Annotated in this window: 13 protein-coding genes and 2 pseudogenes; 9 read left to right on the top strand and 6 right to left on the bottom strand. The window is 67.5% G+C overall.

The genetic code is table 11. From position 1 onward, the window contains the following. Positions 1-180: 180 nt before the first annotated feature. The 7 genes and pseudogenes from ACPEE0_RS18630 to ACPEE0_RS18600 all read left to right on the top strand — a co-directional run bounded on the left by ACPEE0_RS18630 (position 181) and on the right by ACPEE0_RS18600 (position 8,422). Positions 181-2,673: an ATP-dependent Clp protease ATP-binding subunit gene (locus ACPEE0_RS18630; RefSeq protein ID WP_035752617.1), complete on the top strand. Its 2,493-nt coding sequence runs from the start codon at positions 181-183 to the stop codon at positions 2,671-2,673. 143 nt (positions 2,674-2,816) lie between these two features. After that, positions 2,817-4,935: pseudogene (locus tag ACPEE0_RS18625) on the top strand (alpha/beta fold hydrolase). Positions 4,936-5,080: 145 nt separating this feature from the next. After that, positions 5,081-5,590 carry an amino-acid N-acetyltransferase gene (locus tag ACPEE0_RS18620; protein WP_424575033.1) on the top strand — a complete coding sequence of 170 codons (510 nt, stop codon included), beginning with the start codon at positions 5,081-5,083 and terminating at the stop codon, positions 5,588-5,590. Positions 5,591-5,860: 270 nt separating this feature from the next. Continuing rightward, the gene (dhaK, locus tag ACPEE0_RS18615) at positions 5,861-6,862 is read left to right on the top strand and encodes a dihydroxyacetone kinase subunit DhaK (protein WP_424575032.1); all 1,002 of its coding nucleotides are present in this window, start codon (positions 5,861-5,863) and stop codon (positions 6,860-6,862) included. A 2-nt stretch (positions 6,863-6,864) separates the two neighbouring features. After that, positions 6,865-7,497 carry a dihydroxyacetone kinase subunit DhaL gene (dhaL, locus tag ACPEE0_RS18610; protein WP_133349559.1) on the top strand — a complete coding sequence of 211 codons (633 nt, stop codon included), beginning with the start codon at positions 6,865-6,867 and terminating at the stop codon, positions 7,495-7,497. Next, positions 7,494-8,189 (top strand): dihydroxyacetone kinase phosphoryl donor subunit DhaM, encoded by a 696-nt coding sequence (gene dhaM / locus ACPEE0_RS18605; RefSeq protein ID WP_424575031.1) that lies wholly within the window; start codon positions 7,494-7,496, stop codon positions 8,187-8,189. Before dhaL ends, dhaM begins: the two co-directional genes overlap by 4 nt. A gap of 71 nt (positions 8,190-8,260) precedes the next feature. Beyond that, entirely contained in the window at positions 8,261-8,422 is a 162-nt protein-coding gene (locus ACPEE0_RS18600; protein WP_424575030.1) for a hypothetical protein, read from the top strand. A 22-nt stretch (positions 8,423-8,444) separates the two neighbouring features. Here ACPEE0_RS18600 and ACPEE0_RS18595 read toward each other — a convergent pair whose 3' ends face one another. The 3 genes from ACPEE0_RS18595 to ACPEE0_RS18585 form a co-directional block, all read right to left on the bottom strand. Next, positions 8,445-8,930 carry a hypothetical protein gene (locus tag ACPEE0_RS18595; RefSeq protein ID WP_424575029.1) on the bottom strand — a complete coding sequence of 162 codons (486 nt, stop codon included), beginning with the start codon at positions 8,928-8,930 and terminating at the stop codon, positions 8,445-8,447. A 110-nt stretch (positions 8,931-9,040) separates the two neighbouring features. After that, entirely contained in the window at positions 9,041-9,472 is a 432-nt protein-coding gene (locus ACPEE0_RS18590) for a DUF3592 domain-containing protein (RefSeq protein ID WP_009357805.1), read from the bottom strand. A gap of 87 nt (positions 9,473-9,559) precedes the next feature. Further along, entirely contained in the window at positions 9,560-10,507 is a 948-nt protein-coding gene (locus tag ACPEE0_RS18585) for an A/G-specific adenine glycosylase (RefSeq protein ID WP_424575304.1), read from the bottom strand. 153 nt (positions 10,508-10,660) lie between these two features. Between ACPEE0_RS18585 and ACPEE0_RS18580 the strand changes: the two genes are divergently transcribed. Beyond that, positions 10,661-11,350 carry a hypothetical protein gene (locus ACPEE0_RS18580; RefSeq protein WP_424575028.1) on the top strand — a complete coding sequence of 230 codons (690 nt, stop codon included), beginning with the start codon at positions 10,661-10,663 and terminating at the stop codon, positions 11,348-11,350. 15 nt (positions 11,351-11,365) lie between these two features. On the opposite strand, the gene disA is transcribed toward ACPEE0_RS18580, so the two are convergent. The 3 genes from disA to ACPEE0_RS18565 all read right to left on the bottom strand — a co-directional run bounded on the left by disA (position 11,366) and on the right by ACPEE0_RS18565 (position 13,451). Then, a complete protein-coding gene (gene disA, locus ACPEE0_RS18575; protein ID WP_009357808.1) occupies positions 11,366-12,442 on the bottom strand; it encodes a DNA integrity scanning diadenylate cyclase DisA in 1,077 nt (358 codons plus the stop codon). Positions 12,443-12,663: 221 nt separating this feature from the next. Then, positions 12,664-13,209, bottom strand: coding sequence for a 2'-5' RNA ligase family protein (locus tag ACPEE0_RS18570; RefSeq protein WP_424575027.1), 546 nt, complete (start codon positions 13,207-13,209; stop codon positions 12,664-12,666). 41 nt (positions 13,210-13,250) lie between these two features. Then, the gene (locus tag ACPEE0_RS18565; protein ID WP_424575026.1) at positions 13,251-13,451 is read right to left on the bottom strand and encodes a hypothetical protein; all 201 of its coding nucleotides are present in this window, start codon (positions 13,449-13,451) and stop codon (positions 13,251-13,253) included. A gap of 231 nt (positions 13,452-13,682) precedes the next feature. Between ACPEE0_RS18565 and ACPEE0_RS18560 the strand changes: the two are divergent. Further along, positions 13,683-15,295: pseudogene (locus ACPEE0_RS18560) on the top strand (peptide chain release factor 3). Positions 15,296-15,297: the final 2 nt, after the last annotated feature.

Below are 15,297 nucleotides of genomic sequence, written 5' to 3'. Positions count from 1 at the left end.
TGCTTCGTTATCAGCAGGGGAGGGCAGCACTCCGCCTTGTCCCCGGCCGCCCGTCCGGGCCGGGAGGTATGCCTGCGGGATATTCCCGAACGGTGCGGGTTTCCCCTGTGGCGAACACGCTCCACAAGTCCGGGCCCGCCACGTAGCATCAAAGTACGTCGTAGCTAGGAGTGTGGCGAAATGTTTGAGCGATTTACGGACCGTGCCCGTCGCGTAGTTGTGCTTGCCCAAGAAGAGGCACGCATGCTGAACCACAATTACATCGGTACCGAACACATCCTCTTGGGTCTGATCCATGAGGGTGAGGGCGTTGCCGCCAAAGCTCTTGAGTCCTTGAGCATTTCGCTCGACGGCGTTCGCGAGCAGGTGCAGGAGATCATCGGACAGGGCCAGCAGGCGCCGTCCGGGCACATCCCCTTCACCCCCCGTGCCAAGAAGGTACTGGAGCTCTCGCTGCGCGAGGCACTCCAGCTGGGCCACAACTACATCGGCACGGAGCACATCCTGCTCGGCCTCATCCGCGAGGGTGAGGGCGTTGCCGCCCAGGTGCTGGTCAAGCTCGGCGCCGACCTCAACCGCGTGCGCCAGCAGGTCATCCAGCTGCTCTCCGGCTACCAGGGCAAGGAAACCACCGGTGCGGGCGTTGGCTCAGGCCAGCCCGAGGGCGCGCCGGCCGGCTCCGTCGTGCTGGACCAGTTCGGCCGCAACCTGACCCAGGCTGCCCGCGAGAACAAGCTGGATCCGGTCATCGGGCGCGAGCAGGAGATGGAACGCGTCATGCAGGTCCTCTCCCGCCGCACCAAGAACAACCCGGTCCTCATCGGCGAACCCGGCGTCGGCAAGACCGCCGTCGTCGAAGGCCTTGCCCAGGCCATTGTGCGCGGCGACGTCCCGGAGACCATCAAGGACAAGCAGCTGTACACCCTGGACCTCGGCTCCCTGGTGGCAGGCTCCCGCTACCGCGGTGACTTCGAAGAGCGCCTGAAGAAGGTCCTCAAGGAGATCCGCACCCGTGGCGACATCATCCTCTTCATCGACGAGATCCACACGCTCGTTGGTGCCGGCGCCGCCGAAGGCGCCATTGATGCCGCGTCCATCCTGAAGCCTATGCTGGCCCGCGGCGAGCTGCAGACCATCGGTGCCACCACGCTGGACGAGTACCGCAAGCACATCGAGAAGGACGCCGCGCTGGAGCGCCGCTTCCAGCCGATCCAGGTCAAGGAACCCTCCGTGGCGCACGCCATCGAGATCCTCAAGGGCCTGCGTGACCGCTACGAGGCACACCACCGCGTCACCATCACCGACGGCGCCCTGGCCTCTGCCGCCAGCCTCGCCGAGCGCTACATTTCGGACCGCTTCCTGCCGGACAAGGCGATCGACCTGATCGACGAGGCAGGCGCACGGCTGCGCATCCGCCGCATGACCGCTCCGCCGGAGCTCAAGGCCATGGACGAGCGCATCGCCAAGCTGAAGATGGAGAAGGAATCCGCCATCGACGCGCAGGACTTCGAAGGCGCAGCTTCGCTCCGCGACAAAGAGCAGAAGATGATCGCCGAGCGTGCCGAGAAGGAACGCCACTGGAAGTCCGGCGGCATGGACGACATCTCCGAGGTGGACGAGGACCTCATCGCTGAGGTGCTGGCCAACTCCACCGGCATCCCCGTCTTCAAGCTGACCGAGGAAGAATCCTCGCGCCTGCTGAAGATGGAAGAGGAACTGCACAAGCGCGTCGTTGGCCAGGACGAGGCCATCAAGGCACTGTCCCAGGCCATCCGCCGCACCCGTGCAGGGCTCAAGGACCCCAAGCGCCCCGGCGGCTCGTTCATCTTCGCCGGCCCTACCGGCGTCGGCAAGACCGAGCTGGCCAAGGCACTCGCGGAGTTCCTGTTCGGTGAAGAGGACGCCCTCATCACGCTGGACATGTCCGAGTACTCCGAGAAGCACACGGTCTCGCGGCTGTTCGGTGCCCCTCCGGGCTACGTCGGCTACGAAGAGGGCGGGCAGCTGACCGAGAAGGTCCGCCGCCGTCCGTTCTCCGTGGTGCTGTTCGATGAAGTCGAGAAGGCCCACGCGGACCTCTTCAACTCGCTGCTGCAGATCCTGGAAGACGGCCGCCTGACCGACTCCCAGGGCCGGGTGGTGGACTTCAAGAACACCGTGATCATCATGACCACCAACCTGGGCACCCGGGACATCTCCAAGAGCGTTGCCACCGGCTTCCAGTCCGGCACCGACACCCAGACCGGCTACAACCGCATGCGTGCCCGTGTGACCGAGGAACTCAAGCAGCACTTCCGCCCCGAGTTCCTGAACCGCGTGGATGACGTTGTGGTGTTCCCGCAGCTCACCCAGGACGAGATCATCGAGATCGTCGACCTGTTCGTCACCCGCCTGGAGAAGCGCCTCAAGGACAAGGACATGGGCATCGAGCTCACCAAGGCCGCCAAGGTGCTCCTGGCAACCCGCGGCTACGACCCCGCAATGGGTGCCCGGCCGCTGCGCCGCACCATCCAGCGCGAGATCGAGGACCAGCTCTCCGAGAAGATCCTCTTTGGCGACATCCACCCCGGCGACATCGTGGTGGTGGACGTGGAAGGCGAAGGCGACGACGCGAAGTTCACGTTCGCCGGCAACGCCAAGCCGCGCATCCCGGAGATCGCTCCGAGCGTCTGACCCGAACCCCACAAAAGGTACAGCTCCACAAAAGCCCCGCCGCTCCGCAAGGAAACGGCGGGGCTTTTGCGTTCCCCTGCACGGCATGCCGAAAAGGCCGCGGGTGCTGTGATGCGGGACACAAAGCGTGTTGAATCGGAGGCATGGCTATTTTGAACCCGGCGATCCCGGGCGATCAACCACAGACCCCTTTCCACGACCTCGACCACTACCTGTCCATCCCGCGGGTCAGCGGGCTCACCCTCAGCCCGGACGGATCCCGCCTTGTCACAACCGTCAGCACCCTGAACGGCAAAGGGACGGAGTTCGCCACGGCCCTGTGGGAGCTGGACCCGGCCGGCCAGCGGCACGCCCGGCGGATCACCCGCAGCGCCAAGGGTGAGGCGGGTGCCGCCTTCGCCGCCAACGGAGACGTCTACTTCACCTCAGCCCGGCCCGACCCTGACAGCCCGGACGAGGATCCGGTCAATGCCCTCTGGCTGCTTCCTGCCGACGGCGGGGAAGCCCGGGTGGTCCTCAACCGGCCGGGCGGCGTCGCCAGGGTACTGAACGGCCAGGGGCGCGGACGCTGCCTTCGTGACCGCCGAGGTCCTGGCTGGCTCCACCGACGAGGAAGACGACGCCCGGCGCCGCAAGGCCCGCAAGGACAACAAGGTCTCGGCCATCCTGCACAGTGAATATCCGGTGAGGTACTGGGACGCCGACCTTGGACCCGGGCAGCCGCGGATCTTCGCCGTCGAACCGGGAGAGGACAAGGGACCGGGCAGGCCGACAACGGTGGATGCGGCCGCGCCCCTGGTGCTGCGGAACCTGACGCCCGGCGCGGGGCCCCGGCTGCGGGAGGCGGAGACGGTTGCCAGCCCGGACGGCAGGACGATCTACACGAGCCTGACCAAGCCACTTGCCCGCGCGGACAGCCGTTCCGTCCTGGTGGCCGTGGACGTGGAGTCCGGCAGCATGACGGTGCTGCTGGACCATGAAGGTATGAGCTACTTTCCCGGCCCCGTCAGCCCGGACGGCAGGACGCTGGTGGTGGTCAGCGAGAGCGACTCCACGCCGCGCCAGGCGCCGGAGGTCAAGCTTCACCTGCTGGACGTCACCAACCCCGCCGACGGGACCGCGCGCCTGCAGCCCCTTGCGCACGACTGGGACCGCTGGGCCAGCCGGCCGCCTGGCTGCCGGACGCGTCAGCCATCCTGGCCACGGCGGACGACGACGGCGCGTCGCCCCTTTTCCGGATCAGCGTTCCGGCGTCTGCCGCTGAGGTGAGTGTCTCCCGGGTGACGCAGGACGCGGCGGCGTACACCGACGTCGTGGTTTCGCCGGACGGGCGCGCCGCCTACGCGCTGCGCAGCTCCTATGCCTTCCCGCCCGAAGCGGTACGCATCGACCTGGCGACAGGGGAAACCACACGGCTGCCGGCGCCCGCGGAGCGGCCCGTGTGTCCGGGAAGCCTGCAGCGCATCGCAGCCACGGCCCGGGACGGGTCGCGGGTTCCGGCCTACCTCGCCCTGCCCGGGGAGGCGTCCGCCGGCAGCCCGGCGCCACTGCTCCTCTGTATCCACGGCGGGCCGCTGGGATCGTGGAACGCGTGGACGTGGCGCTGGAACCCCTGGCTCCTCACCGCCCGCGGCTATGCGGTGCTGCTGCCGGATCCCGCACTGTCCACCGGCTACGGCCAGGCCTACATCCAGCGGGGATGGGGCGCCTGGGAAAGCCCCCTTTACGGACCTGATGGCCGTGACGGACGCCGCCGTGGAGCGGCCGGACATCGATGCCTCGCGGACGGCTGCCATGGGCGGCTCCTTCGGCGGCTACATGGCCAACTGGGTGGCCGGCCAAACGGACCGGTTCGACGCCGTCGTCACCCATGCCAGCCTGTGGGCCCTGGACCAGTTCGGCCCCACCACGGACGCGTCCCAGTACTGGCTGAAGGAAATGACGGAAGAGATGGCGCTGGAGAACTCCCCGCACCTGCACGTGGAGAAGATCAGCACGCCCATGCTGGTCATCCACGGGGACAAGGACTACCGGGTGCCCATCGGGGAAGGGCTGCGGCTTTGGTACGAACTGCTCTCCAAATCCCAGCTGGCCGCCGATGCCGACGGCCAGACCGCCCACCGGTTCCTGTACTTCCCCGACGAGAACCACTGGGTCCTCCAGCCGCAGCACGCCAAAGTCTGGTACCAGGTGGTTGAATCATTCCTGGCCAAAAACGTCCTCGGCGAGGACGTCGCACTGCCGCCTGAGCTGGGTCTTTAGCCACTTCGCGCATGTTCCGTGGCTAAGTAGGGTGACGGCCATCAGAGGTTTCCCGGCGCCGGCAGCAAGCGGCAATGGCTCCGGCGCCGTAGCGCTCCCGGGCCGGTGGACGAGCCCCTGAGTGCAGGCCAACTAGGATTGGCGTGTGAGCGACTCCTTCCACATCCGCCCGGCCCGTACAAGTGATGTGTCCGCCATCAAGAAGCTGGTAGCGCCGCTGGCGGACAAGCGGATCCTGATGGCAAAGGAAACGGTGGCCTACTACGAAAGCCTCCAGGAGTTCAGGATCGCAGAGTCCAGCGAGGGGGAGGTCATCGGCTGCGGGGCCTTGCATGTCATGTGGGAGGACCTGGCTGAAGTACGCACGCTGGCCGCTTCCGAGGACTGGCGCGGCCGGGGCGTGGGCCACGTGCTGGTGGAGAGCCTGCTTGATGAAGCACGTTCCCTTGGCGTGGCCCGGGTCTTCTGCCTCACCTTTGAGGTGGACTTCTTCAAGCGGCACGGGTTCGAAGTCATGGCGGACCAGTCGGCGGTGGATCCGGAGGTCTACTCCGAGCTCCTGCGCTCCCACGACGAGGGTGTCGCCGAGTTCCTGGACCTCGCGCGGGTCAAGCCGAACACTCTCGGAAACACCCGCATGATCCGCTTCCTGTAGGAGGCATGCCGCCTTGCGCCTTCCGTTGCGCACCGGGTACCCGCCGCCAGTGGCACTGTCCTGGCTGTCTCACGCTTAACACACCCGCGTTGGCTTAATTCGATTTGATGGATAAACTGGCTGGGCCGGTATGGGGACCCGGTAAAGGGACAGTCATTGGGGGCTGTCCCTTTGCCGCATTCGCCTCCCACCAGCGGAAACCTATCGTTCAGGCGTGCCCCGGTAGTAGGGTCGAAAAGACATCCTTCAGCAGCACAGCCGGGAGCCGCCGTGAAGAAACTCATCAACGACCCCAAGTCTGTGGTTGACGAATCCGTCCAGGGCTTTGGCCTGGCCAACGCAGACCTTGTCACGGTGAGCACGGATCCCACGTTCATCAGGCGCCTGGACGCTCCGGTCAGCGGAAAAGTGGCCCTCGTGTCCGGCGGCGGAAGCGGGCACGAGCCCCTGCATGCCGGGTTTGTGGGAAAAGGGATGCTCGATGCCGCCGTACCCGGGGCAGTGTTCACCTCGCCCACCCCGGACCAGATCCTGCCTGCCACCCTCGCAGTGGACTCGGGCGCCGGCGTCGTGCACATTGTGAAGAACTACACCGGTGACGTCCTGAACTTCGAGACGGCGGCGGAACTTGCGGAGGCGGAAGGCATCAGCATCCGCACGGTCCTGGTCAACGACGACGTTGCCGTGGAGGACTCTCTCTACACCGCAGGAAGACGCGGCGTGGGCGGCACCGTGCTGGTGGAGAAAATCGCCGGCGCTGCCGCCGAACGGGGCGATGACCTGGATACGGTGGCATCCACTGCCTCGCGCGTCAACGCCAATGTCCGCAGCATGGGTGTTGCCCTCTCGGCCTGCACCGTCCCGCACGCCGGTACGCCCAGCTTCGACCTGGCAGAGGACGAGGTGGAGATCGGCATCGGAATCCATGGCGAGCCCGGCCGGCACCGCATTCCGCTGGAAAGCGCGGATGCCATCACGGACAGGCTGCTGGAACCCGTCCTCTCCGACCTCGGCATCAGCAGGGGCGACAGGGTGCTGCTCTTCGTCAACGGAATGGGCGGCACGCCGCTGAGTGAGCTGTACATCGTCTACCGCCGTGCGGCGCAGGTCCTCGCGGACAGGGGCGCCGTGGTGGAGCGCTCGCTGGTGGGCAACTACATCACGGCGCTGGAGATGCAGGGCTGCTCCATCTCCGTCCTCCGGCTGAACGACGAACTGACGGAACTGTGGGATGCGCCAGTCCACACCGCAGCCCTGCGGTGGGGTGCTTAGCCGTGGTGCTGGACGTCAACTGGGCAGTGAAATGGCTGACCCTCTGCGCGCAGGCGATGGCCGAACACCGGGTGGAGCTGATCGAACTGGACCGGGCCATCGGCGATTCCGATCATGGCGAAAACATGGACCGGGGCTTCCAGGCCGTCCTGGACAAGCTGGCGGAAGCCCCGCCGGCCACTCCGGGTGCGGCGCTGAAACTCGCGGCGATGACCCTGATGTCCAAGGTGGGCGGGGCCGCGGGCCCGCTCTACGGCACCGCTTTCCTGCGGGCCGCCGGAACCATGGGCGACGCCGCTGAAATCGACCCCGCAGGCTGGGCCGCGGCGGTCAGTGCCGCACGGGACGGGATTGTTGCCCGCGGGAAGGCTGAGCCGGGGGACAAGACCATGGTGGATGCGTGGGCGCCCGCCGCCGACGCCGCGAAAGCCGCCGCGGACACCGGCGGCCCGGAGGTCCTGACCGTGCTGGTTGCCGCCGCCGAGGCGGCCGAGGCCGGGGCGGTGGCCACAGATCCGCTGGTGGCGCGCAAGGGCCGTGCCAGTTACCTGGGCGAGCGGAGCGCGGGCCACCGGGACCCCGGCGCGGCATCCAGCGCGCTGATCCTGCGTGCTGCGGTGGGGGCTGCTGCGTGACGGTCAGCATTGTGGTGGTGTCCCATAGTGAAAAGATCGCCGACGGCGCCGCGGAGCTGGCCGCGCAGATGGCACCCGACGTCCTGGTTTTGACAGCCGGAGGCACCGCCGACGGCAGGATCGGCACCAGCCTGGAAAAAGTCCTTGCTGCCCTGGACCATGCGGCAGGCGGTGACGGTACGGTGATCCTCACGGACCTGGGATCGGCGGTGATGACAGCGGAATCCGCCCTGGAGTTCGCCGAAGATCCGGCAGGCGTGCTGCTGGCCGACGCCCCGCTGGTGGAGGGACTGGTGGCCGCGTCCGTGGCCGCGCAGGGCGGGGCGGACGTGCAGGCGGTAAAGCGTGCGGCGGAAGCTGTCCGCGGACCCTCCCGGAATAGCGGGCCGCCGCCCCAGCGGGAGGTCTCGGAAGGGTCCGTCACGGGGCAGGGCCCGGACTTCACCGGCGACTTCGAGCTCATCAACCAGGCAGGCATGCATGCCCGGCCTGCTGCAAAGATCGCCGGCGGACTGTCCGCCCTGGATGCCGAAGTAACGGTCAACGGAGTGGACGGCGCATCCATGACGGCGCTCATGACGCTGGCAGCAGGCAAGGGATCCGTCCTGCACGTGGAAGCCCGGGGAGTGGATGCCGAACGTGCCGTGAACTACGTGGGCGGGCTTGTGCAGGCGGGCTTCGGCGAGCCGTAGCGCCCGCCAAATCGCTGCCATGCGGTGTGTTCCGAAAGGCTTCACCGGCTCCTGCGAATAAGCTCGATGGCATGGAACGGCAGGATCCCGAAGGCAGCTACCCGGCTATTGAAGTGCTTGACGGGCAGACGTCTGTGGAGGATCTGCTCGCGGACCTGGGTTTCGAATGGCGCGTCGAATCTTCGGATCCGGGCAGGGCGGACGAGCCCTTCAGCCAGCCGGCGTTGTTCTGACAGCACCCCGGCCGCTTTGCCCTCAGCTCCGTTCGTGAAGGCCCGTCCCGTCCAGGGTCACGGAGGCGGAAATGAATTTTCCGCACTGCACCCCGAACGGATAGTTGGCCTTCGGCCGGAAGTCCAGGGTGTGCACGGGCAGCGGTGACCCGTCAGCCGCATGTCCGGAGGACGTCACCGTCATCAATGACTCCGTGAGCGTGTCCAGCATGAGCATGCCCACCTTGGTCCCGTCCGGCGAGGCTGTGGCGGAACAGACGCCTTCCGGGGTGCAGCCCTGGTCGATCGAGGTGCTGCCGGCCTGGAGTTCGACGTCGGCTTCCTTGCAGGTGCCGTCCTGGCAGGCCTTCACATGGAGGGATCCGACGTGGGGGACGTAGTCCGCTGCGACCGTAACGGAGACCACCGTGGCCTGGGCTATGGCCGGGCAGGCAACTGCGCCCGGCCCGCAGCCGGAGGCGAGCCCCGCCGTCATCATCAAAGCCAAAAGCAGTCCCTGCCTGCGCATACTTCAGCGTAGGACGGTGCCGGGGCCGGGTGGGCCTGAAGGCGGCAAGTGGTACCGCCATTGTTATGGCCCGGACGCTGCTGACACCCGAAAGGAGACCGAAGGCGCCGTCAGTCGAGCGGGAAGATGCTGATGAACCAGAACAGCGCAAGGGCAAAGACGGCGAAGAACGGGACCAGGCAGCCGAGCGTGGTCCGGGGCACCGGGGAGACCTGCAGTGATTCGTTCGGATTGTCCGGGTTGTAGGCCACCTCGATCAGGGATCCGGGTACCGGCTCTGCCGCCCGGGAGATTTCCGATTTGCCGGTGTACAGCGTCCCGGCGGAATCGCTGAACTGGTATGTGGGGAAGAACCGCCGGCTGCGGCTTGAGCCGCCCCCGCCGCTGGTCCAGCCGGGAACGCTGCCGGTAACAGTTGCCTGGGCCTTGGGCCAGACTGCCATCAGCTGCTCCTGCCGCCGGGTCTTCCGCGCAGCGTGAACCATGGCAAAGGCAGCTGCGGCGACGAAGAGCGCCCACACAACGTACAAGATGATTCGCATGCATCCCCCGGTTCCGGTCACCAGAAAGTATGCCATCCCGGGCATGATTCGGATGCACCGCTGCCGGCCGCACCGTGCCGGCGGGCGTCAGGCAGGCAGGCGGTAGCCGCCGTCGTGCAGTTCTGCCAGCCCGTCCGCCAGCAGCCCCGCCAGCGACCGCTCCAGCTGTTCCGGGGGCGGGTTCAGCCGGTGCAGCGCGGCCAGCGGCACGCCGATACCCTCCGGCGCGAAGCCCAGGTCGGCCGGGGCATGATGGAACATCTCGGCCGGCACGGGGGCCTCGGCCAGGCGCAGCACCGCCACCACGGCTCCCCGCACCTGGCGGTCGGTACCGTGCCAGGCCTGGCCCTTGGGAACGTACGACGGCGGCGGCTCACCGGCCGCGAGCCAGGCGCAGGAGTCCTTCACCGGGCACGCGGGACACTTGGGGACCCGGGCAGTGCAGACCAGGGCACCCAGTTCCATGACTGCCGCGTTCCAGCGGACCGAGGTGGCGTCGTCGTCGGGCAGGAGCGACGCCGCCAGGCGCATCTCGGCAGCGGTCAGCGCGGGGGCAGGGAGGGCGGACCCGGTCACCAGGCGCGCGTGCACCCGGCGGATGTTGGTGTCCACCACGGTTTCGCGGCGGCCGTAGGCGAAAGCGGCGACGGCGGCCGCCGTGTAGCTTCCCACGCCGGGGAGCGCGAGCAGTTCCGGGTAGGTGTCGGGGACCTTGCCGGCATGCTCGCCCACTATCGCGGCGGCAGCAGCGTGCAGCCGCAGCGCGCGGCGGGGATAGCCGAGCCTGCCCCACGCGCGAACGGCTTCACCGGCCGGTTCGCCCGCCAGGCCGGCGGGAGTGGGCCAGCGTTCAAGCCACTCGTGCCAGACAGGCAAAACCCGGACCACGGGCGTCTGCTGCAGCATGATTTCACTGACCAGGACTCCCCAGGGGGAGCACGACGGGTCCCGCCAGGGAAGGTCGCGGGCGGTTTCGGCGAACCAGCCGGTGATGCTGTCGTGAAGCTGCTGGAGCCCTTCCGCGGCGCCAGGCACGGCGGCGGGGGCTGCTGGAGCGGGAGTCTTGGTGTCGATGCCAACACTGTAGTGGATGCGTTTCGCAGGCTGGAAACCGGATGTGACCAGACCGTTGGCTGCCCGGCGGCGTGGTGGCAAGGCAGAACCCGGGCGGTTCCCTAGCCTAGAAGGATGGGCAAGCAGGGCACTTCTTCAGCACGCGGCAAGGCATCGGCCTCCGGCTCCAGCAGCGTCCGGAAGCCCAGCCCTGCCGTGTACCGCCGGCGGCGGCTGGTGGTAGGCGGTGCGCTGCTGATGGTCCTGGCCCTGGTGGTGGGCGGGTTCGCCCTGGCCGGAGCCTTCAGCGGGGGCTCCGAGCAGGCCTCGTCGACTGATCCGGCAAGCGGTGCTGCTTCCGCCGTTCCCTCCGCCCCGCCCACCGTGTCTGCGTCAGCCTCTGCCGCCCCCACGCCCACCGCCTCTGCAACGCCAAGCTGCAACCAGAACCTCGTGACGGTCTCCGCGTCCACGGACAAGGCTGCCTACGGGCCCGACGAAAACCCGCTGCTGACCCTCAAGGTGACGAACGGGGGAGAGGTGCCCTGCCAGGTGAACATCGGCACCTCGCAAATGGAGTTCCTGGTGACCAGCGGCCCGGACCGGGTCTTCTCTTCCAGGGATTGCCAGGCAGCCAGCGAGGACCTGGTGAAGGTGATCGCTCCGGGCGCCAGCGAAACCGCGAACTTCCCCTGGCCCCGGAACCGGAGCGTTGAGGGGTGCCAGGTGGTGGACGCCAAGCCGGGTGCCGGCGGGGCGTACTACATCTTCACGGCCAAGCTGGGATCCAAGGCAAGCCCGAAGGCCGTCTTCCAGCTGAACTGACGTGCCGGCGGCGCCTTAGAGGAACCGGTCCAGCAGGCTGGCTTCAGCCATCCGGCTCAGGCCCTCGCGGACCGTGCGCGCGCGCTGGTCGCCGATGCCGTCAACGGTCATGAGGTCGTCAATGGTGGCGGCCATCAGGAACTGCAGCCCGCCAAAGTGGTCCACCAGGCGGTCGGCAACAGCCTTGGGGACCGCCTTCAGGCCGGACAGCAGCCGGTAGCCGCGGGGCTGGACCACGGCGTCGAGGTTTGCCTCGCCGCCGGCGAACCCCACTATGCCCGAAATCTTTCCCAGGTCGATCAGCTCGGTGGGGCCGAGATTGACCAGCGCGCTGACGGCCTTTTCGATGTCCTCCGGCGAGGCGTCCGGGCTGGCGTAGTCGCGGATGATGACGTCGCTGCCCGGTCCACGGCCCACTGTCAGTTCATCGAGCTGGAGGGACAGGAGCCGGCCGTCTTCGCCGAGTTCCAGGACGTACTGCGAGATTTCCTCGGAGATCCGGCGGACCATTTCCTGCCGCTGCAGGGTAACCGCCACGTCCCGGACGGTCACCATCGCCTCGATCTCCAGTGCGGACAGCGAACTGGTCACCTGGTCAAGGCGGGACCGGTAGCGCTCGAGGGTTGCCAGGGCCTGGTTGGCGCGGGCCAGGACCTTCTCCGAGCCCTCGAGCACATGCCGCAGGCCGTTCACGTACAGCGCGATGATCTGCATGGACTGGCTGACGGAGATGACCGGAACACCGGTCTGGATGGCAACACGCTCGGCGGTGCGGTGCCGGGTACCGGACTCCTGGGTCTCGATGCTGGAATCGGGCACCAGCTGGACGGCCGCGCGGAGGATGTTCCCGGCGTCCCGGTCGCAGATGATGGCACCGTCCATCTTGGCGAGCTCACGCAGCCGGGTGGGGGAGAACTCGATGCCGATGTCGAAGCCGCCGGAGCAGATGGAGTCCACCGTGCGGTCCGAGCCCAGCACGATCAGCGCCCCGGTCCGGCCGCGGAGGATGCGCTCCAGTCCGTCACGAAGGGGAGTTCCAGGTGCCACTCTGCCCAGAGTCGCCCTGAGTGATTCTTCGGGGCTCCGCGCCATAGGTATTCCCTTCAAAGGTGCGGACCGCCGCCCGCAGGATGCCGGCTTTCCGCACGTCGCCGGCAGGATGAAAAGTGCTCATTTTCCCGCAAGCTCAATGATAGGGGCAAGAACTCCAACTTCCGCACGGGCAAGCCCCAAAGTGCCCCATTAGGGGGTTCCCGGAATTACCGCAAAACCGGTCCGTGCTGCAGCCCGGAACCGGCCAGCTTTGCCCCTGGCTAGTCCCGGACCCGGGGAAGTTCCTGACCGAAGGGTCCCAGGGGAGTGATGGTCCTGGTGCTGCTGTCCCAGTGCCTGGCGGCAGTGCACTGGCCCTCCGTTCGCAACTCAAGCAGGTCCAGTGCCGTTCCCACGAGATGCCCGGGAACCCGGCGGGCGAGGGTGACATGCGGTGTCCAGGCATCAGGCATGGTCAACAGGAGCGCGCCGGCCACCCGTTCGTGGAGGGCCCGGTGCAGGTCAAGGAGCGCAGCCGTAACCACAACCGAGCGGGCAAGGACATACTTGCCCGCCCCGGAAGTGAAAACCTGGATACCGGAGAACTCGAGGGCCAGCGGCAGCCCCTGCCAAAGGTCATCGGCGTTGTCCGGCACCGCCAGGTCCTGCACCGTCAGGTCCGGGCCGGCGGCAAGGGTGATGTGCGGGCTGTTGCTGGGTGACGTATGGCCCGCCTGGCTGGGAACACCCGCAGCGGCGAGCCTTGTCCAGTCGGCCCTGATGAGGGAATCGGAGGAGGCGTCCAAAACCAGTTCGATGCTGCGCATGGACACATCATGCCGCTACCGCAGCTTCGTCAGGCACTTGGCTAGCGTGCGCGCTCCCGGAGCATGCGCTGCAGATCCCTGCTGACGGCGGTCAGCGATGCAGCCCGCAGCGCCTTCAGCTCCGCTACCGTCTGCCTGGCGCGGCCGTCGGCCGCGCCCCGGCCTGCATTGCGGTCCTGGTCACGTGCGGAGTCCGGGCCGGTGGTAAGGGGATCGAAAAACAGCTTGCCCTGCGTCGTCATGGGGCCACGCTAACCGCCCGCCGTTTCCCGGTTTTGAACGAATGGTTTCACGGGCGTTAAGCGGGCACGAAACCGGTTTGCGGCACTGCGATAAACTTGTACCTTGGCTGTCCGCCGGCCCGTCCACCGGCCCCGCGGCCCGCCGTTCCGTGAAGCGCAGCGCCTGGAGTGCAGTGCTTTGAAAGGCGCCGCCAGCGCCTGGGCAATCCCAACCGCAGCGAAAGTAGCACCGTGTCCCAAGATGTCCTGACCCCCGCCCGGATCTCCGCGATTCACAAAGAGGCGGGCCGCCGCAGGACCTTTGCTGTCATCTCGCACCCCGACGCCGGCAAGTCCACTCTCACGGAAGCGCTCGCGCTGCACGCCAAGGTCATCGGCACCGCCGGCGCCTCCAGTGGCAAGGCGAACCGCAAGGAAACAGTCTCCGACTGGATGCAGATGGAAAAGGACCGCGGCATCTCCATCAGCTCCGCCGCCCTGCAGTTCTCCTACCGGGATACGGTCATCAACCTGCTGGACACCCCCGGCCACGCCGACTTCTCCGAAGACACCTACCGGGTGCTCGCCGCCGTCGACTGCGCCGTGATGCTGGTGGACGCCGCCAAGGGCCTGGAAACCCAGACCATGAAGCTGTTCGAGGTCTGCAAGCAGCGCAACCTGCCCATCATCACCGTCATCAACAAGTGGGACAGGCCCGGCCTGGACGCGCTTGCCCTGATGGACGAGATCACCGAACGCACCGGCCTGCAGCCCATGCCCCTGACCTGGGCCGTCGGCATCTCCGGTGACTTCCGCGGCGTCTGGGACCTCCGCAACGACCGCTTCGCCCGCTTCCAGCGCAACAACGCCGGCGCGCAGATCGCCATCACCGAATACTTCACCCCGGAGGAAGCCGCGGAAAGCCAGGGCAGCAACTGGTCCGACGCCGTGGACGAGGCCGGCCTGGTGATCGAATCGAACCTGGAATTCGACGTCGACGCCTTCCACGCCGGCAAGGCAACCCCCATCCTGTTCAGCTCCGCCGCGCTCAACTTCGGCGTCAAGGAGCTGCTGGACGCGCTGGTGGACTTCGCCCCGCCGGCGGCACCGCGGCCCGATGTGGACGGCAGCCCGCGGCCCGTCGAATCGCCGTTCTCCGGTTTTGTGTTCAAGGTGCAGGCCGGCATGAACAAGGCCCACCGTGACCACGTCGCCTTCATCCGTGTCTGCTCCGGCGTGTTCGAGCGCGGCATGGTGGTTACCCAGACCCGCACCGGCAAGTCCTTTGCCACGAAGTACGCGCAGCAGGTGTTCGGCCGGGAACGCGAAGTCATCGACGAGGCGTACCCGGGCGATGTGGTGGGACTGGTTAACGCCTCGTCCCTGCGCGTCGGCGACAGCCTGTTCCTCGAGGAGCCGGTGGAGTACCCCGCCATCCCGCTGTTCGCACCGGAACACTTCCAGGTGGCGCGGTCCAAGGACCCCTCCAAGTTCAAGCAGTTCCGCCGCGGCATCGAGCAGTTGGAGCACGAGGGCGTCATCCAGGTGCTCCGTTCCGACGTCCGCGGGGACCAGGCGCCGGTGCTTGCCGCCGTCGGCCCCATGCAGTTCGAGGTGGTGGAGGACCGCATGGCGCACGACTTCAGTGCCCCATGCGCCTGGAACGCCTGCCCTACTCGTTGGCGAGGATTTCGACGGCGGAGGCCATGCCCGCGCTTGCCAACGTGCCCGGCGCCGAGGTGCTGCTGCGGTCCGACGGCGAATACCTCGCCCTGTTCAACGACGTCTGGGCGCTGCGGCGGATCGAAAAGAACCACCCGGACCTCACCCTGGTGCCCATCGGCACGCACAACCCCGCGAAGTAAGG

It is taken from the genome of Arthrobacter sp. SD76, from assembly GCF_049726125.1.
GTDB classification, from domain to species: domain Bacteria; phylum Actinomycetota; class Actinomycetes; order Actinomycetales; family Micrococcaceae; genus Arthrobacter; species Arthrobacter nitrophenolicus.
Note: the sequence above shows the minus strand (reverse complement) of the source record. Positions and strands in the feature narration are given on the sequence as shown.

Excerpts from the sequence above, each read along its gene's own strand:
- ACPEE0_RS18570 (WP_424575027.1), bottom strand. The coding sequence starts at position 13,209 with ATGCGCAGCATCGAACTGGTTTTGGACGCCTCCTCCGATTCCCTCATC.
- ACPEE0_RS18565 (WP_424575026.1), bottom strand. The coding sequence starts at position 13,451 with ATGACGACGCAGGGCAAGCTGTTTTTCGATCCCCTTACCACCGGCCCG.
- ACPEE0_RS18595 (WP_424575029.1), bottom strand. The coding sequence starts at position 8,930 with ATGCGCAGGCAGGGACTGCTTTTGGCTTTGATGATGACGGCGGGGCTC.
- ACPEE0_RS18600 (WP_424575030.1), top strand. The coding sequence starts at position 8,261 with ATGGAACGGCAGGATCCCGAAGGCAGCTACCCGGCTATTGAAGTGCTT.
- ACPEE0_RS18580 (WP_424575028.1), top strand. The coding sequence starts at position 10,661 with ATGGGCAAGCAGGGCACTTCTTCAGCACGCGGCAAGGCATCGGCCTCC.
- ACPEE0_RS18630 (WP_035752617.1), top strand. The coding sequence starts at position 181 with ATGTTTGAGCGATTTACGGACCGTGCCCGTCGCGTAGTTGTGCTTGCC.
- ACPEE0_RS18590 (WP_009357805.1), bottom strand. The coding sequence starts at position 9,472 with ATGCGAATCATCTTGTACGTTGTGTGGGCGCTCTTCGTCGCCGCAGCT.
- disA (WP_009357808.1), bottom strand. The coding sequence starts at position 12,442 with ATGGCGCGGAGCCCCGAAGAATCACTCAGGGCGACTCTGGGCAGAGTG.